Annotated in this window: 15 protein-coding genes; 4 read left to right on the top strand and 11 right to left on the bottom strand. The window is 35.4% G+C overall.

The window, feature by feature from the left end; translation table 11 throughout:
* Positions 1-77: 77 nt before the first annotated feature.
* The 11 genes from CLV33_RS01815 to CLV33_RS01765 form a co-directional block, all read right to left on the bottom strand.
* Positions 78-1,100 carry an HAD family hydrolase gene (locus tag CLV33_RS01815; protein ID WP_211297525.1) on the bottom strand — a complete coding sequence of 341 codons (1,023 nt, stop codon included), beginning with the start codon at positions 1,098-1,100 and terminating at the stop codon, positions 78-80.
* Positions 1,101-1,175: 75 nt separating this feature from the next.
* Positions 1,176-2,234, bottom strand: a complete 1,059-nt coding sequence (locus CLV33_RS01810) for a PCMD domain-containing protein (protein WP_105472455.1) — start codon at positions 2,232-2,234, stop codon at positions 1,176-1,178.
* A gap of 13 nt (positions 2,235-2,247) precedes the next feature.
* On the bottom strand, positions 2,248-2,967 hold the full coding sequence (locus CLV33_RS01805) for an autotransporter outer membrane beta-barrel domain-containing protein (protein WP_105472454.1): 720 nt from the start codon (positions 2,965-2,967) through the stop codon (positions 2,248-2,250).
* Between the two features lie 227 nt (positions 2,968-3,194).
* Positions 3,195-4,520, bottom strand: a complete 1,326-nt coding sequence (locus CLV33_RS01800) for a carbohydrate porin (protein ID WP_105472453.1) — start codon at positions 4,518-4,520, stop codon at positions 3,195-3,197.
* 80 nt (positions 4,521-4,600) lie between these two features.
* Entirely contained in the window at positions 4,601-5,953 is a 1,353-nt protein-coding gene (locus CLV33_RS01795; RefSeq protein ID WP_105472452.1) for a metal-dependent hydrolase family protein, read from the bottom strand.
* Between the two features lie 24 nt (positions 5,954-5,977).
* A complete protein-coding gene (locus tag CLV33_RS01790) occupies positions 5,978-7,330 on the bottom strand; it encodes a metal-dependent hydrolase family protein (RefSeq protein ID WP_105472451.1) in 1,353 nt (450 codons plus the stop codon).
* A 37-nt stretch (positions 7,331-7,367) separates the two neighbouring features.
* Positions 7,368-9,125, bottom strand: a complete 1,758-nt coding sequence (locus tag CLV33_RS01785; RefSeq protein ID WP_244906363.1) for an amidohydrolase — start codon at positions 9,123-9,125, stop codon at positions 7,368-7,370.
* Between the two features lie 4 nt (positions 9,126-9,129).
* Entirely contained in the window at positions 9,130-10,449 is a 1,320-nt protein-coding gene (locus tag CLV33_RS01780) for an amidohydrolase (protein ID WP_105472449.1), read from the bottom strand.
* Positions 10,450-10,491: 42 nt separating this feature from the next.
* Positions 10,492-11,262: a hypothetical protein gene (locus CLV33_RS01775; protein ID WP_105472448.1), complete on the bottom strand. Its 771-nt coding sequence runs from the start codon at positions 11,260-11,262 to the stop codon at positions 10,492-10,494.
* A gap of 9 nt (positions 11,263-11,271) precedes the next feature.
* Complete coding sequence (locus tag CLV33_RS01770; protein WP_105472447.1) at positions 11,272-11,514, bottom strand: hypothetical protein; 243 nt, start codon at positions 11,512-11,514, stop codon at positions 11,272-11,274.
* A gap of 99 nt (positions 11,515-11,613) precedes the next feature.
* Positions 11,614-15,576, bottom strand: coding sequence for a hybrid sensor histidine kinase/response regulator transcription factor (locus tag CLV33_RS01765; protein WP_105472446.1), 3,963 nt, complete (start codon positions 15,574-15,576; stop codon positions 11,614-11,616).
* A gap of 406 nt (positions 15,577-15,982) precedes the next feature.
* Here CLV33_RS01765 and CLV33_RS01760 point away from each other — a divergent pair, with 406 nt between their 5' ends.
* From CLV33_RS01760 to CLV33_RS01745, 4 genes are all read left to right on the top strand, one after another.
* Positions 15,983-16,390 (top strand): DUF134 domain-containing protein, encoded by a 408-nt coding sequence (locus tag CLV33_RS01760; protein WP_042242920.1) that lies wholly within the window; start codon positions 15,983-15,985, stop codon positions 16,388-16,390.
* Positions 16,391-16,393: 3 nt separating this feature from the next.
* Positions 16,394-16,585: a DUF5320 domain-containing protein gene (locus CLV33_RS01755; protein WP_105472445.1), complete on the top strand. Its 192-nt coding sequence runs from the start codon at positions 16,394-16,396 to the stop codon at positions 16,583-16,585.
* 11 nt (positions 16,586-16,596) lie between these two features.
* Positions 16,597-17,016, top strand: a complete 420-nt coding sequence (locus tag CLV33_RS01750; RefSeq protein ID WP_105472444.1) for an acyl-CoA thioesterase — start codon at positions 16,597-16,599, stop codon at positions 17,014-17,016.
* Positions 17,017-17,186: 170 nt separating this feature from the next.
* Complete coding sequence (locus CLV33_RS01745) at positions 17,187-19,259, top strand: hypothetical protein (RefSeq protein WP_105472443.1); 2,073 nt, start codon at positions 17,187-17,189, stop codon at positions 19,257-19,259.
* The last annotated feature ends 67 nt before the right edge of the window (positions 19,260-19,326 follow it).

Below are 19,326 nucleotides of genomic sequence, written 5' to 3'. Positions count from 1 at the left end.
GGTTGAAGGCTTTTTTTTAGTCTACTAATAAATGAATAGATTACAGAAATACACCAATCTTATTAAAATATACTGTTTTATTTTTCAAAGGAGAAAACGGTATTCCAATCGTTTTTCATATTGGCAATGGTCCAGTTTTTTGCCATGGCCTCATCAAGCCCTTTATTGAGTTCTCCAATTGGTGAATCCCTATCGTAAGCCCATTCTCTTGTTTCATCCGTATGGTGCACATATAGTTTAAGACTTGGGTGGGTGTTAGCATCCGTATAGTGTAACATTTCTAAATCACCGTCAGAATTTCCGGCAGCAAAAATGGGTTTTTTACCAATATGTCTATAAATTCCAATAGGTTTGCCATCGCCTCTATCTGCTAATACCACGCCAGGCAACCTTATCACAGAGGCTTTGCCATCTGTATTGTCATATTGGGCTTCAACGGTGCTGCCAACAATGCGGTGTGAAGGAATACCATAGGTTTCTGTTGCCCACGCGCGCATAAAATCAATATCACCACCCGAAACGATAAAGTTTGTAAAACCATTGGCTTCTAAATAGGACATCAATTCAAGCATAGGTTGATACACAACAGCATTATAGGGTTGATTAAAACGAGGGTGTTTGGCAGTTGCCATCCAGGTTTTTACGGCTGACTTAAAATCTTCTGCATCGATATTGGCATGGCTTGCCATGGCTATTTTAAGAAGGCCTTCTTTTCCAGATTTTAAAACGCCCTCCATATCATCTTCTAAAACAGATTTAAAAGGTTCGGTGGTTTTCCATTCGGGATGCTCTGGTGCCAATACCTTAATTTGGTCTAATGCAAAAAATAACTGAAAATAAATAGGTTGTTCTGCCCAAAGCGTCCCATCATTGTCAAAAGTGGCTATACGGTCTTCTGCAGGTACAAAGTCTTGCGTACCTTCGGTTGTTACTTTTTTTACAAAAGCTATAATCTCATCTTTTGTTTTACCGTCATTCCATGAAGGTAATGGGTCAGAGACGCTGCTGGTTTCTTGTTCGGTTGTTGCAGTAGCGTTGTCTTGCTTACAACCATAAGTAAGAACGAATAAGCTTACTAAGACGATAATTTGTTTTTTCATTTTTATAATTTTTATCATTGTTTTCTATAATCAGTATTTTTTAGTAGTCCTTTAAATTAAGAACCGTTGGTGTTTCTAATACACTAATTCAAAATTATTTATCCGAAGCTCGCTGCCTATGGCACCAGTGAAAAAATCGCCCAAAGCGCTAGAGGAAAACACCACTGTAATGTGTGTTGGTGTATCTTCGGCATTGCCCCAAACCTCATCATCCCTAATATTAGCATATTCAAATTGAGGTAAGGATGAATCTAGTTCCCCATAAATAATATCTACCTCTAAGTTTGTAAATGTATCTACCTGCGTGTCGCTCCTAAACCAACCAGTACCTATTCTTTCAATAAGGTCTCCTTCCCTATTTTCTAGCAAAACATAAATATCGCATTGGTCTGAGCCGGGAATTACGTTTCCGTCCTCATCTTCATTAGACTCGCCAGGTATATAAGTGTAGTCTAAACGAAAGGCATTTGGTTTTCCCGAGAACGGTGTGCCAAAATCAATATTACTTCTAGGATCTGCAGGATTAGGAAAACCATCTGTAAATTTTCCTGTAAACAAGGTAGCGGCTGCCATTCTTACTAAAAGTGGTGCCGCAACACTGGTTAGATTAACAGCAAAGTCACCATTTCCTAAATCCTCTGGATTGGTATTTGCGTCGCCAGCAATGGCTAAAGCTCTATTGGCAGTGCCCCAAACCGTAGTGTCTTCACTTTCTCCTGGTTGTTGGTAATCGCCAACGGCATACCAAAGATCGAAATTGCTGTTTGGTAACTGCGGATTGGGTATGGTAGAAACCACGGTAACCGTCCAAATGGCAGTGGTGTTATCTTCTGCAGTCACGGTATATAGTACTGGATTTGTAAAATCTTGTGCTTCGCTTGGTAATGGCGAAATGGTGGCAAGATTTGATATCTCTATGTTGGAAGGTACGATGTTTTCTAAATTTACACCCTCAACAACAGGTATTTCTATTAACAGGTCGTCTGCATTTATAGTAGTTGTACCATCTTGCATGGGTAGTTGAAAAGCGGTAATGGCTTTAAATGAAGACAAACCGAATTTATCCTCCTCTATGCATGAATGAAGTGTTGCTAAACTTAGAACCAGGCATATTATAAATTTTATTTGTTTCATATCTAAAGTCTATTTAAAAGTAATAGGCGACTCCTAAACTTAATTCTAAAAGGTTGAGCTTTAAATCTATATTGGTGGTCTGGACTTTTTCTTGGGCATCGACATCGTTGTTTACTGTTTTTTCGTCAAGTCTTGCGGAAAAACCAGCAACACCTACCGTTGTTTCTAATGCCCAATTTCGATTAAAAAATAGCACAACGCCTGGATTTATACCCAACTGAAAATCTATAAAGTCGGTTTCTATTTTATTTACGTCGTTCATCATAAAATCGCGTTGTAAAGATTCGCCAAACGTGAAACCTAGCTGCGTTTGAACTATAATTTGAAGCCTTCCTTCGCCAATTGGTATGTATTGTCTTAGGTTTGGTAAGAAAGAAAAGCTTTGTTCCAACAAGTTAGATTGTACCTCCATATCATCTTGATCTAGGAATGTAATCACCTCCTTTGCCCTACCATAACCAGCAGAAAAGCCTAAGGTTAGGTTGTTTTTTATAGCAAAACCTGCATTGGCAGTTATCGTGTAATCGTATTTGTTCTGGTCTATAACCTGTCTTATCAACTGGTTTTCGTTTTCAGCATTTCTTTGGTCTAAGGAAAAGTTTAATGAACTATAAAATCTCCCTTTGTTAATTTTATAGTCAATTACTTCAAGGTTAATGCTATCTTGACAGTAAGCCCTTGTAGTGCATAAAATTAGTATGAGGCTGCAAGCCAATTGTAGTTTTTTGGTCATAGTATTAATTGCTAAAAATTTATCATTCGTTAATAAATGAATATTCTATAATATGATTTCTATTTTGAAAAGAATTGAACGCATATGGTTTTGAAATTAAAAAAAACAATTCAATAAGCTGTTTAAAACAACACCTTTTTAGTAGTTGTTGTGTAAATTGAAAAATTGATCAATTACTTTATAAGAATTATAATAGCATTTTATAAATCTTTAATCATATATTTTGTTTATAAGAATATACGCGAACGCAGACCAACAACAGGTATAAATGATGCATTGGGATTTAAAGCAGGATTAGCTACTAATTGAACATTTGGTGTGATTTGAAATTGGTGCGCTACTTGCCACCTGTAAAAAATTTCTGAAGTCCACTGGTCGTCCAAACCAGCACCAAAAGTCGTCTCGTTTGGTTTTCCCCAATTTAGGCCAACACCCAAAACATGGCTTCCCATGTAATAACCTACACCTGCGCTAACAGATGCTTCGTAAAGACTACCACCATCTTTGGCCCAACCACCTCTTAAAAAAGGCTCGTATTTACCTGCGAGCATTGTAGTTCCACCAGCACTGATTCCCCAACCACTTGGTGATCCGTAAAAATTACTTTCGTCAATTTGCCAAAGGGTAACGTGGAAATTGTTTACAAACGCCATTTCCTTACTTTTTACGATACCCAACTCAAAGGTTTTAAAGGTTTGGAAATCACTAAAAAACGTGTCAAAACCTTTAAAAATATCGGTTGCTCTTGCATTAGCGTCTGTAATACTGGCAATGGCATACACCTTGTCGGTTAACCATGCGCTTAGCATTACACCAAGCGTACCATCTGGCAAACCACCAATAGTTGCAGAGCCTACCGAAAAAGCTAAGTTGTTAAAGCTTTCCCACGGACTTGCCAATGCGTAAACGTCGGTCCAGTCCGAGCTATCTAAAAATCCTACATAACCCACAACGCTTCCGTTTGCGAACGATTGTCTCCAATACAAGTTAGTAGTTCTAAAACCTTGGTTGCTATATAATGGGTGTAAGGAACCAGCGTAACCAATTTCGAATCCCAATTGGGAAGGCGTTAATTCAGCATAACGATGTCTATGTTCAATTTTGTAAACAATGCCACCAGTATCATTAGTGCCATGGCCTATAAGATCCCAACGACCATAAAGTCTGGCAATACCACTTGCAGTATGGTTGTTGTTGCCCAAACTTTCCGTAGCTCCCATATAAAGCGAGTTATAATCGAATCCAATTTTAAAACCTGTTTTTTTATAAAAGGCTTCTTTAGCTTCAACCGCTTTATCAATAAAATCCTTTTTAATGGTAGGATTCTTATCTTCAGCATCTGCTTTAAGCTGATTGTTAGCATCCGAAGGGCTCAACAATGATGGTCTTTGGGTTTTCGTGGTATCTTGCTGCGTTTCATTTTCTTGTTGTGCATGCAATGTAACAGTGCTCAGAGATAATAAGGTGAGCATTGAAAACGCTAGAAGTGAAAACGCATACGATTTAGGCTTTAATGTGTTCAAAATATTAGAAAAAAGTTGAAACTTTAGCATAACATTTTAGGTTTAAAAAACAATAAAAACAGATTACATGTGTAGTGTCACTGTAACCTGTTTTATTGTTTAAAATTAGATTAATTCAAAGTGTTTTTATACACTTTTCCATCTTTCATAATAAGTTTGATGTTCTTGTCAGGCTCTACCAATAGTGTAAGATCTTTTAATGGGTTTCCATCAACAACCACGATATCCGCATAAGCACCTTCTTTAACCACACCTAAAGATCCTTCTTGGTATGGGTGACGCTTGCCACTGCGCTCTAAAAGTTCAGCATTTAAGGAGGTGGCTTGTACTAAAATTTCGTAAGGTGTGTAGTATTTTAAACGTGCTACAAATTCCTGTGGTTGATAGGTATTCATATCTAACCCTCCAACTAAATCGGTACCAAATGCCATTTTTACACCCACTTTTTTAGATAATCTATAGCCATTATCAGCACCTTCTTTAGCTAATAAATATTTTGGTGCCGCGACTTCGTTCATACCTGCTTCTTCTGGTGTTGAGCTAAATGCCATAAACTGCGTAGAAAAGAATACATCTTTTTCTTTCATTAATTTGAATGCTTCTTCTGAAGCAAACAACCCATGCTCAATACTTTGAACGCCAGCATTGATAGCATTCATAACAGACTCTGATGTATAAGCGTGAATACCACAATATGTTCCCCATTTATCAGCTTCCTTAACGATGGCTTTTAACTCTTCAATAGTGTATTCTGTAACGTCTAAAGGATCATGTGCTCCTAAAATACTGCCACTTCCCATAATTTTAATTTGTGATGCACCAGAGCGAAGGGTTTCTCTTGTGGCTTTTTGTACTTCAGCAATACCATCGGCAATGGTGGTCCAGCCTCTAATATATGCAGGATCGATTTGACCAGCAAAATACTGCGACCAGTTAATTTGACGTGCATTAAAATCACCATGACCAGCAGATTGAGAAATCATTTTACCAGCAGGAAGAATACGAGGACCAATAACAGCGCCTTCATCAATGGCCATTTTTAAACCAATGGTTGGACCACCAATATCACGAACCGTTGTAAATCCACGCATTAACATTTGCGTGGCGTTGGTTGCTGCTTTTGCGCCCATATAACCTTCTGGTGCACTGTAAATAAGGTAATCTACCTCACTGTGTAGTGCTAAGTGTGTATGCGCATCTATAAAGCCTGGAAGTAATGTTTTTCCGGTGACATCAATAACTTCTGCACCTTTTGGTGCTTTAAGATTTTTACCGATGTCTTTAATCAAATTGTTTTCAATTAAAATGTCGGTATCTTCCATTAATTTCTCGTTAACACCATCAAAAACTGTGGCATTAGTGATGAGTACGTAGGACGTTTTTTCTTTGTCTTGCCCAAAACTATTGAAACTTACAGCTAAAAGAAGTAATCCTAAAATAGCATGCTTCATTGCGTTTTTCATAATAAAATTTTTAAGGTGAATTAATTATTGATTTAAAGTGTTTTTATAAATTTTACCATCTTTCATGATGATTTTGAGGTTTTCAACAGGATTGCTTAACAGCTTAATATCCTCTAAAGGGTTACCATCTACCACAACGATATCTGCATAAGCACCTTCTTTTATAACACCTAATGCACCTTGTTGATAAGGATGACGTTTGCCGCTACGTTCAAAAAGTTCGGCATTGTTTGAAGTGGCTTGCTTTAATATTTCATAGCCTGTAAAGTATTCTGCACGTGCCAAAAACTCTAAATTTTGTGCTTTAGCAATTTCCAATCCACCTAAAAGATCGGTACCGAACGACATTTTAACGCCTACTTTCTTAGCATTTTTATAACCGTTAGTTGCACCAGCCTTTGCCTCATTGTACTTAGCGATAGATTCACCTGTCATGCCAGCTTCCTCTGGTGTTGCGCTATACGATAAAAACTGGGTTGAAAAGAAAATATCTTTCTCTTTCATTAATCGCATGGCTTCCTCTGAGGCGAATAATCCGTGTTCAATAGCTTTTACGCCAGCTTCAATAGCATTCATAACAGATTCTGAACTGTAAGCGTGAATGGTTGCGTAGGTGCCCCATTTTTCGGCTTCCTTTACAATGGCTTTTAACTCTTCTAAAGTATATTCAGTAACGTCTAGCGGATCGTGTGCGCCTGTGATACTACCGCTTCCCATAATCTTTAATTGGGTGGCACCAGCTCTTAGAATTTCGCGCGAAGCTTTGATAACTTCAGATTTACCATCTGCAACAATGGTCCAACCACGTGTGTAGGCCAAATCAGTCTGACCTGTAAAGTGATTAGATTGGTATTTCATACGTGTATCAAAATCGCCATGGCCAGCCGTTTGTGAGATAAAAGAACCACTTGGAAGAATACGCGGTCCTGGGATGGCACCATCATCAATCGCCTTTTTTAACCCAAATGCTGGTCCGCCAAGATCTCTAACCGTTGTAAAACCACGCATTAGCATGTTTTCGGCATTTTTTGCAGCCATAGCGCCCAGGTAACCGTCTTGAGAGCTGTAAATGAGGTATTCAATATTGTCATTCCACATAATATGTACATGGCAATCCGTTAAGCCAGGAATTAAGGTTTTTCCTGCAATATCAATAACTTCTGCGTTTTTAGGTGCTTTGATGTTTTTACCGATTTGTTTGATAAGATTATCTTCGACTAAAACATCGGTGTCGGTCATTAGTTTTTCGTTTACACCATCAAAAACTGTAGCATTGGTAAACAATACAAGTGTTTTTTCTTTGTCTTGCGCATAGCTGTTTAGGCTACAAAATATTATCAAGATAGTACAGCAAGCGAGTTTAAATAATTTGTTCATTTTTTTAGTTTTACTTAATTGAATATTAATTTTCTTATTATTTCTTTAAGGATCTGTCAAAAACAACATTTCCTTCTTTTATTGTTTTTAATACTTCAATGTCTTTTATAGCTTCTGTTTCAACTTTTAGCGGATTATTGGAAAGTATCACTAAATCTGCTAGTTTGCCTTCTGTTAAAGTTCCTTTTTTGTCATCTTCAAAATGCTGATATGCAGACCATTCGGTTAAACATTTCATAGCTTCGTAAGCGGTTAGTCTTTCATTTTGGCCTATAATTTTGCCACTTCGAGAGGTACGGCTAACAGCGGTCCAAACCATACGCATTAAGTTAGGTAAGGCAACAGGAGCATCGGTATGTATGGTGAGTTTTACGCCTTTATTAAGGGCAGTTCGCGTTGGACTAATTTTTTGTCCCAATTCTTCACCAATAAGTTGTTCGTGCCAATCGCCCCAATAAAAGGTGTGTAGCGGGAACAAAGAGGCAATTACGTTAAGTTGTTTTAAACTATCTAACTGATCTTCGCGAACATATTGACCATGAATCATAACATTGCGGCGGTCCTTGATTCCATATTCATTTGAAGCGATACGCATTGCCTCAATCATTTGGTCAACTGCGGCATCACCATTGGCATGACTTAATATTTGCCAGTTATTTTTAAACGCCATACGGTACACATTGGCAACATCTTCAATATTCGGTATTGCAGGATAGCCTTTGTAGTCTTTAGGGGCGCCATCTGGCGGAATAAGATAGGGCTGTGTGCGCCATGCTGTTCTACCTTGTGGTGAACCATCCAGAGTGATTTTTAAACCTCCTATTCTATAATTATTGGTATATGTTTTTGAATACCATTTTGTTTTTAAATAATCGGATTTTGTATGGTCAACATAAGAAACGATGTCAATGTCAAACAGCCCTTTTTCGGCAAAAGCAGCTAAAAGTTCATGTTGTTCCATCGCTTTACCTTCTTGGGCTGTGGTGTATCCGTAACTTTTGGCCATTTCTAGTCCTGCTATGGCTTGTTTAGCCAGATTTTCAGGTGTTTTTGGTGTAATTGCTTTTGCGATGTACGGTATTGCAGCCATTTCTTCTAATACCCCATTGGGTTCTTTACCATTCGGCATTCTTCTAATGATACCACCTTCAGGATTAGGTGTGTCTTTTGTAATACCAACTAACTCTAAAGCTTTACTGTTCATGACACAGAAATGTGCTGAAATGTGTAAAATTAAAATAGGATGTTCAGCTGAAACCTTATCTAAATCCGCCTTTGTAGGAAATCGTTTTTCGGCTAATTGAGAATCATCAAAGCCCAAACCGTAAATCCATCCGGTTAGTTGAATGTTTTCAGGAGTAGCCCAAGAGCTTAATTCGCTTATGAGATCATCAATACTTTGAATGCCACCATCTGGCGGAGGTAGTAAATTTGCCCCTGAAGCTTGTGGACCAAACCCAAAGAAATGTGCATGAGCGTCAATAAATCCAGGAAACATGGTTTTGCCTTCAAGGTCTATTAATGTGGTAGCATCGCCTTTAAATGTCATGACCTCATTTTCTGTGCCCACTTTTGATATTACACCATCTTTAATAGCTATGGCCTCAACATAGTTGGCAGTATCACCTTCCATAGTAACAATATCACCATTGTAGAATATGGTAGTGGCCACATTTTTTGAGTCTGTTTTTTTAGCTTCATGTTTACAGTTTACAACAAGCGTAAATGCAAATACAAGCGGTAGATATTTCAATAATTTTACGGTCATGATTGTTTTCTTTTGAGAACAGTTCATACGTTTAATTTTTATTAAAAATGGCTAACATAGCTGTAATGGCTACTTTAGATCCGTATGGTATAGCACTTAGGTCTATTTCAAAATTCCCGTTATGGTTTGCAAATGGGAGCTGGCCTTTCTTCATGGCCTCTGCAAATCGTTGAGGTTCTGCAACACCAACGTTTATAAAAACACAGTCTTTTTTATCGTTCTCAATGACCAAATGATGAAGGTCTTCTGAACCCATTACCGAGGGCAAGACGCTTTCGTCTAAAACCATTTTTTTATTTTCTACCAAGGGATACAAAGCTTCCCGCACTACTGCTGTAATTTCAGGTTCGTTCTCAAGCGGGTAGGACCAGCCCTTAAACGTCATCGTTGGCATTTTATCTTCGGGTAAGCCATAGGCATTGGCAATACTTTCATTAATCCTTTTAATGCCTTCTATCATTAGGTTTCTATCTTTTTCGTTAAACCATCTTAAATTTATTTTTAATAATGCTTTTTCCGGAATAACGTTATTGTCTTTTCCAGCTTCAATGGCGCCAACCGTTAATACGGCAGAGTTTTTGGGGTCTATTGCTCTACTCACGATGGCTTGGTATTGCATAATGGCAGAAGCCGCCATGAGAATCGGGTCTTTTGTTAACTGAGGATTAGATCCGTGTCCTCCGACGCCATAAAAAGTAACATCTAACTGGTCTGTGCCAGCCATACGTACGCCAGAAGCTGCTGCAAGCACACCCACAGGAAACGGTAATGCATGAATGCCAAATAAATAATCTGGTTTAGGAATGCCGTATTTGGTATAGAGTCCATCTTTTACCATGGCTTGTGCACCAAGAATAAGTTCTTCCGCAGGTTGGGCGATAAAAACGACCGTGCCTTTCCAGGAGTCTTTATGCTCTGCTAAGAACTTAGCGGTTGATAATAACCATGTAGTGTGAGAATCATGACCACAAGCGTGCGCCACTGGTGTTTCGCTACCGTCATCTAGTTTTGCTATTGTGGTGCTCTTGTATGGTAAATCTGTGAGTTCCTCAACCGCATTGGCGTCCATATCTGCCCTATACATTACTATGGGGCCTTTTCCGTTTTCTAAAATGCCTGCAACGCCCGTTTTAGCAATTCCTTCAGTTACTTTATAGCCATAAGATTTGAGTTCTTTTGCTACAATGCCAGCTGTTCTAGTTTCATTAAAACCTAATTCGGGATTTTGATGTAAGTCTTTAAATATTGCAACAAATTTGTCTTTGTCTTTTTCTACTGCACTGTTAATTATACTACTGCTATTTTGTGCATATATTGAAGCTACTGAAAGAAAGAAAATAAAAAATTTCATGTGTTAAAATTTACAAGTGAATGTCATTTATTTTATGTTTTACTATAGAAAGAAGGTAACACCCATTCTCACCGTGTGTATTTCGGTTGTAAGGTTTGGATAGTAACCAATATTTGCTTTTAGTTTGTTTGGAATAATCATGTGGTTAAGGTTGAATTCTCCTGTCCATTGCTCGTTCCAATCGCCATCAGTATTCAACATAGTTAGTATTGGGTTTACAAAAAGAAACCATCGGTCATTAAAACGAATACTCATATTGGCTTGCGCACCAAAACCTGTACTTGAAGCTTTAAGCTCGTCTGGAATAAGGTCTGTACCTGGTTTTGTAACATGTACTGCGCTTAAACCCGGAAACATTAATACTTTTTTTGAAATAGCAAAACCATAAATAGCACCAACGGAAGCTACAAGACTACTTGTGCCTAAGCCATTTTCAAAGGAACCTGTTGGCAGCGTTACATCTACAAAAGGGGCAATAACTGAAAATTTTTCTTTAGTCATTACACGCTTCACCACTGTAAAATAGCGTAAACGAATATCACTAAGTCCAAATTTATTAGTAGCATCGTTGTATAAAATTGGAACTTCTGCCAATACTAAATTATCTGGATTAAAGGTATAGATTACATTACCTCTAAATCCGTAGAGATTGGTACCATCTGCTCTTGTTGTATATTCAAACAGCGTATTAACCTGTGTGTAAAAATTTGTTGGGTTAGATGCATCTACTTGTTGTTTTGACTCATTGTTTTGAGCTTTTACTGTTACTATACTTAGTAAAATAAATAGTATGCTTAATTTATATAGCTTCATGGTTAATGTTTATAATTCTTTTTCAATTAGGTGAACAATATCTTTTGGTGTGTGTACAGATGCGTTAATTTTTTCCATGATGGAAACTTTGGTCTTAAATTTAGAATTTATGAGCTGTTCCAAATACACCAAAAAGCTTAAGGTTTTAAAATCAGCATCAAGTTGATCTAAGGGTAAATGCCAATTAAACTGTGATTCTTTAATGCTGAAATGATTTATAAATATTTGTTTTACTGGCACATGTATACCCATTCGTGACGACAACTTTACAGACTACATAATTGTTTATACAAAGTTGTGGCTACATGCTAGAAAGCAGTTGCACGCATGTTACAATTATATGACGTGGTGTTACATTTGGGAAGGTGATTTTCCGTACTTTTCCTTAAAGGAACGCGAAAAGTGGCTAGGAGAAGTAAAACCAATCTCGTAAGCTATTTCAGAAATATTTAGTTGTTTTTTGGACAATAACATAAGTCCTTTTTCTAATCTAATGTCTTTTACAAATTCTGAAATAGAGACGTTGGTTAAAGCTTTTAGTTTTCGGTATAAGTGAATACGACTTAAGCCAAAATGCTTACCAATAACATCTCCGTTTAAATCGGTTTCATTTATATGATTTAGAATAAACGCTTTAAGTTGAGATATAAAAATATCTTCTTTTTCAAATTTACTATCTTCAGTCTGTATTCCATTTTTGGTATATCGTTTTTGAAGATTTTGTCTTATTTGAATTAAGTTTTTAACACGTATGTTTAATTCTCTTGGGTTGAAAGGCTTAGTTAAGTAATCATCTGCACCACGATTTAAACCTTTAAGTTTACTGTCTATTTCAGATTTAGCCGTTAGGAGAATTATAGGAATATGAGAAGTGCTTGTATGTTTTCTAACATCTTCAACCAAATCAAAGCCATTTTTTTTTGGCATCATAACATCAGAAATAATAATATCTGGAATGAGCGACATGGCTTTCTCTAAGCCTTCTTCTCCATTTTTTGCTACAGTGATATTATAATGTTGCTGCCCCAAGCATTGCAAAATGTAGTCTCGAATATCTTCGTTATCTTCAACAACTAAAACATCTAGTTTTTCAACTTGTTCTATTTGAGTAGTAGCGGTGTCTTCATTGTTTTTTTCAGGGGGAATTAAGAATGTGTTTTGATGATTTGGCACGTAAGGCTTAATTAGTGTATCAGGAAGAACAGGTAAAACGATTTTAAAGGTAGATCCCTTACCTATTGCGCTAGTTATGGAAATATTTCCATTTTGTAAATCTACAAGTTCTTTTACCAAAGCCAGACCTACTCCAGTGCCATCGTTAGCTCGTGTTGATGATAGATCTACTTGGTAAAACCTATCAAAAACAGTAGCCAGATTTTTTTCTTCTATGCCAATTCCAGAGTCTGTTACCAATAATTCTATGGCGTCCTCTTTATTAACAACACATTGGTTTAATACTACATGTATATTTCCGTTTTTTGGCGTAAATTTTAGTGCGTTTGAAATTAAATTATACACAATTTTATCCCATTTGTCTCTATCAAAATTCGTAGGCCATTTTATGTGGTTACTTTCAAAAGATAACACTTTATGTTGTTGGGTTGCTAAAGCTTGAAACCTATCAACTAGTTCTTTGGTGTAAGCTACAATATCGGCATTTACAAGTTCAATGGGCATTTGTTTATTTTCTAATTTAGAGAGGTCTAATAATTGATTTATAAGTCCTAAAATATGCTTGGTGTTGTTTAAAATGCCATTAGCACGACGCTTTAATATAGCAGCAGGTGGTGGGTTGTCTATAATTTGTTCTAAAGGTCCAATAATTAAGGTTAAAGGTGTACGCAGCTCATGGGTAAGGTTTGCGAAAAAACGGCCTTTAGCTTTATCTAAGGTTTTAAGCTCTTCGGCTTGTAGCTCTATAATGCGTTTATCGTTCTCAATTTGTTTTGTTCTGCTTTTAACTTGTGCCTCTAGTTTTAATTTCGCCTTATTAAGCTTTCTTAAACGCCATTTAAAATAATAGTAGAAAAGCATTATTGCCATTATAAATGACAATAAAATAAACTCCCATTTTAAGTAAAAGGGTTTGTTTATAAACAAAGGAATAGCTAGTTCATTAGAAGACCACATGTCTGAGTCTGCTTTTGCTTTTATGCGAATGGTTTGTTTACCATAAGGAAAATTAAAAATAGAAATGGTGTTATCTCTAGTATAAATCCATTGGTTATGGTAACCTTCTATTTTATAAGCGTATTGGTGTTTGTTAACAGATTCAAAATCTAGCAGACTAAATTTTAATTGAAGAATCTGATCGTTATAGTTTACGGCAATTGGTTTATTGGCGGTAGAATTAATGGGGAGATCCTCAAATTCATCTGTATTTTTTTTTAGTAGTTTTAAACCTGTTAGATAGATAGGATGCTCTGTATTGGTATTGAAAATAAAATCCTTTGGATTAAAAAATGTTATACCATTAATTCCGCCAAAATATAAAGTGCCGTCTTTAGCTTTAAAGTGTGCAAATGTATTAAACTCATTATCGGCGATACCATCATTTTTAGTAAATGTTTGAATATCATAAGTGCTTTTATTAAAACGCATTAGGCCATAGTTGCTTGGGAGCCATAAATAGTTGTAATCATCTTCATAAACTGCATAAATTGTATTGTTGGATAAACCATCTTGAGTAGAAAATGTTTTGACTGTGTTATCTTTAATACTCCATTTTATGAGTCCTTTAGCTTTTGTTGCTAACCAAAAAACGCCATCGGAATCTTTATATATATGATTTATGTTATTAGTTGGTAAACCAGTGGCTTTAGAATAGTGTTTGGTAATAATTTCAGATTTGGCATCCATTAAAAAAAGGCCTTTGTGGGTTACAATCCATAGCCCTTCTGAAGTGTTTAAAAACTGTCTAATGTGCGCATCTTCTATGTCTGTATATTTGTTATATGTCTTAACGGTGTTAGATTTATCCAAATAGAGTAGTCCGCTATCAGTACCAATCCAAAATGTATTTGTTATTGGGTTTATATGTGGTACTTGTAATTCTTTAAACGGATTTACCTTATATACACTTAAAACACTGTCTTTGTTTTTTAATCTGTAAAGAATATTATCTGTGGAACCAACCCACAGGTTGCTATTCTTGTCCTCAATAAAGCGGGTAGCAGTAACAATAGGTAGTTTAGAATAATGATTGTTTTCTGTATTTAAATCTTTTACAACAGATGCTTTATAGCCGCCAACCCATAGTTTGTTGTCTTTTATAAAGATACCGCGTATACTATTGTTAGCCTGTAAAACAGTAAAAGGATTTGTTTTGGCATTTATTTTATAAAGTCCATTAGTAGATGTTATCCAAATAATACCTTGTTTGTCCTTGTAATAAGCATTGTGTTTCAAATTTGGAATGTACGCAATTGGAGTTTTATGTTTTAATTGAATAAGCGGCTTGGTTGTGCTTTTATAAATAGTATCGTTCTCATAAAAAAGTATTTCAGAATCACTTAAGTGCAGTAGTTGAAAATTATTACCTTGATTAAGCACTAAAGGTTTTATATTGTTATTTTTAATTAGCCAGTAGTTCCGTATTAATTCAGAGTTGTAGCTTTCAAAAACAAAGTAAGGGGTTGTAGCTAAAATTGCATTAACATAAAAATTATTTCTATTGACATTGAAGGTTAGTAAAACATTACCAAAACTATCAACATTAGTAATTTTGTTATTCTCGTAAGTAATCCAATATGTGTTGTTCTCACCAATTTCACATCTTACGCGACGATACCTAAAATCGGGAATCCTAAATATTTCTTTAAACTGTCCGTCATATTTATAAACAATACCTGTATTAGTGGTAACAAAAATTGTAGTGTTTGTTTTTTTTGATGGATTTAAGCAATATACTTCGTTAGACTTAAAAAGTCCGTTTGTTAGGGTTTCAAAATCATAAATAGAATCTGTACGCGTATCTAAAACTCCGCTTTTTAATTGGGTAGCATAAGACTTGTCTTCGCAAAACCAAATGCGGTTTTGTTTATCTAAAGCTAATAATAGTGTGGAATTTTCATTAATATTAAAAAATGAGGCGTCATAGTTTTTAAAATCATAACCATCGTAGCGAAGTAAGTTTCCAATTGTGCTAATCCACATAAAATTATCATTACCCTGAAGTATGTCGTATGTGTTACTGTTTACAAGACCATCTTTTACACCAATAAGTTGGGTTTCATAGATATTTTTTTGTGCAAAAACCGCAATAACGCTAAAAAAAACAATGCTCTTAATTATTATTTTAAAGTACTTAATCATGTAAACACTGCTGTTTTAACTTGCTAATTTGGTAGCACAAATTATATTGTTGCTAAATTACTACAATATTCTTTTAACAAAAATAGAATACATGTTTTTAATAACAGTGATAATTATTCCACATAATTACTTTTTTTTGTGTGAGTTCATATTAATAACAAAGCAAAAATTAATTCTTCTGATTTAGCTCCTTACCCTATAAATTATCAATTGCAATTATCAAAAAAATTATTTTGAATTAGTTGCGTTATGAACGTATGTTCATTACTTTTGTTCGGGTTTTTAGAGCTATAAAAGTTTACAGCTTTAAAAGTTTATTCTAATTTGTTGTTTTGGCAATTAGAAAAAAGTAAATCGATATTTTTTTACATGCTTTAGAATCTCAAAACAACCTAAAATTTAATCTATGCCTCGTCCTAAAAAGAAGCGAAAAGTTAACAATCCTCCTAAAATGCATGGTTTTAAACCATTTGGAATAGCGTTTTGTGATGCAGAGCATATTCTTATGCAATATGAAGAGTATGAAGCTGTAAAATTGGTGGTATACGATAATCTCCCTCAAGATGAAGCCGCAAACAACATGGCGGTTTCTAGGCCTACACTTACAAGAATTTACAATAGTGCTCTTCAAAAAATTGCGCAGGCCTTTGTAGAAGGAAGGCCAATACTAATTAAGGGTGGGCATTTTGAGTTTGATAACGATTGGTATAAATGTAAAAGGTGTTTTAAGCTGATTTCTGGAGCTAAAAATCACTTAAAATGTGACGGTTGTCCTGCGTATGAAATGGACGAGTTAATGAATTTAAATGAATGATATATGCCAAATTTAAATCATAAGGGGCCTGAGAATTTAGGCCCAAAAACGGGGAATAAGCTTGGGAAATGCAGAAAAACAAAATTAGACGATATTAATTCGCTAAAAACTTGGCCTCTTTGCAAAAGGAGACTAAAAAATGCTACAATAAATAAAATAGGAAGTAGTGATGGACCAAAAGACCACAACCAGTAATTTCATAACCTATGATAACCGATGTGTTTAAATTAAGGCCTCGTTATGGAGAGGTAGACCAAATGGGCTATGTGTATCATGCCAATTATGTATCGTATTGCCACCAAGCTCGTAACGAACTGCTGCGTAAACTAGGGTTAGATGAGATAACGCTAGATGATAACAACGTAATATTACCCGTTATTTCTTTCGATATTATTTATAAAAAGCCAGCACATTACGATGAGCTAATCACCATAAAAACAACAATTAAAGAATTGCCAAAAGTGCGTTTTAATTTTGAATTTGAGATAAAAAATGAACAAAACACGCTTTTAAGTAAGGCTAAATCTACTGTTGTTTTTGCAAATAGTAAGTCGCGTTTGCCAGTGAGTACGCCTAGTTTTGTTGCGCATATACTTATACGGGAGTTCGAAAATATAACCGCATAAATCATTGTTCTTTTAGTCACTATATGCCCTATCTAAGTAAAAAAAAGAAATAAATAGAATGTACGCTCTCTAGACTATAATAAATAAAAATTAACCAACGCTTTTATAATTAGAAAAGTAAAATACCTGTTAAAAATTTTGTTCTTTTGAACATTGAAAACCAAATACCCATGACAAACAATATAATTATTGAAGATCAATATAATAGAACAAGTTTATTCGAAAAGGAAAATGTAAACTATCTGGTTAGGGTTTTAAAGCGATTTAATACCGTTCCTAAAATAAACAACATTAATATTATAGCATCTAATAATGAGCCAAACTTATTTAAAATTATACCTAACAAATCCATTAAAATTGGGTCGTCTTTTCTAGACAAACCTGTACTAGCTTTAATTTATTTAAGGTATGGCATAGAATGGCAACTTTGGTATAAGGCTTTAGGTAGAGAAAAGCAAGATGCTGCTTTGTGCGATTTGGCTGCATTAAAAGTAACTCAGGTATTTTATAAATTACTACCAAAAGAAGATAAGGAAAAATTAAACAACCTTAATTTTTCTTTGCTAGACATTATAAAAAAGGGCGAAGATTTACCAACAGAATATGCTGCTGAATATGCTATGTTGCAGAATTTTCATGGTTTGCGTAATCTAGACCAAATAATTAAGCCTCAGTGGAAACCAATTTTGGAAAATCTTGCTAAACCAACGGAGTATTTATTAATGTCTGGAGGCGATTTAAGATTAAATATAGACGAATTTCAGTTATTGAATAAATATGGTTGTCGCCCGTTTCCAAGGCCAGAAGCCTTTACATTTGCATCATCTACAGCAACAAGTGTCTCTAATTTTGCTTTTGATAAAACTGATAAGGCAAGAACCATATTAATTCAAAATAGCTTAAAAAAAGGCTTAAAAGATGCCACAATAGAATTTTCAGAATCCCTAAAAAATAGTCTTAGAAAAGCACTTAAGATTAATGATGAGTGCCAAATAATTTTCTCCCCTTCAGGTACGGATTCTGCGCTTCAAATTGCAGCTATTACCCAAATTGTTTCCAATAAGGAAATTACCCATGTTTTGGTGGCATCAGATGAAACAGGAAGTGGTGTGCCCGCAGCTTTAATGGGCTGCCATTTCGAGAATACTAGCGCTTTAAATTACCCTGTAAAAAAAGGAGATAAAATTAAAGGGTTTAGAGATGTTGATTTAATAAAAATTCCATTAAGAGACGAAAAAGGAGAGCTAAAATCATCAAAGCAATTAGATGAAGAGGTGTTTAACGCCGTTTCACAAACTAACGCATTAGGCAGGCATGTTGTATTACACGCTATGGATCAGTCTAAACTAGGATATCAATCACCTAGTGCGAGCACATTGCAAAATTTAAAAACACTCAACAATTTGTCTATGCAAATTATTGTAGATGGTTCACAACTTAGGTTAGACCCTAAAGACATTCAAAACTACTTAAATAAAGGATACATTATTACCATAACCGGAAGTAAATATTTTACAGGACCTCCATATTCTGGTGCGTTAATTGTTCCAAAAAATGTTAGTAAATCTATTAACGCTGTAAAAAACACATTGCCAGAAGGTTTAACTAATTATTACAACCATTCCGATTGGCCAAAGGCTTGGTACTGTTCAAAAAAATTATCTGAAGGATTTAATTACGGGTCTTATATGCGCTGGAACGCAGCTATTGTTGAAATGGATAGGTACTATAAAACCCCTATTCTTTACAGAAATCTTGGAATAGAGATGTTCTGTAATTTTGTAGAAGACTCTATTAAGGATGCCACTTTTTTAAAGCCGCTTTTTGAAGATGAAACAAAAATTAACACTTACAATAGTGAGGCTTTTGGGTTGAGAAATATCCGCACAATTTTTCCTTTCTTCATTCTAAAAAATGGTACCGTTTTAAATGTAGATGAAGTGAAAAAACTATACACCTTATTGAATTCTGATATATCCCATCATTTTGATGGTTCAGCCTTGGAAATAGTTCGTCTTGCTGCTCAAAAATGTCATATTGGTCAGGCGGTTAACGTAAAATACGGAACCGATTTTCAAAGTGCTGTATTGCGTATAAGTCTAGGGGCTAGGGTTATTTCAGAAAGCTGGGTGAATAGGGATATAAGTTTATATTTTAGGAATATAGAGTCTCAAATGAACGAGATTACCGTTATTATAAAAAAGATAGAATTAATACTTAGCAAGCCAGAAATGTTAAAGTAAACGCACATGTAGAACGTATTAAGCCCTTCAAAACAAAACCACTTGGGTGTATGGTTTTATAAAAACT

This window comes from Jejuia pallidilutea, assembly GCF_002973595.1.
Taxonomy (GTDB): Bacteria; Bacteroidota; Bacteroidia; order Flavobacteriales; family Flavobacteriaceae; genus Jejuia; species Jejuia pallidilutea.
Note: the sequence above shows the minus strand (reverse complement) of the source record. Positions and strands in the feature narration are given on the sequence as shown.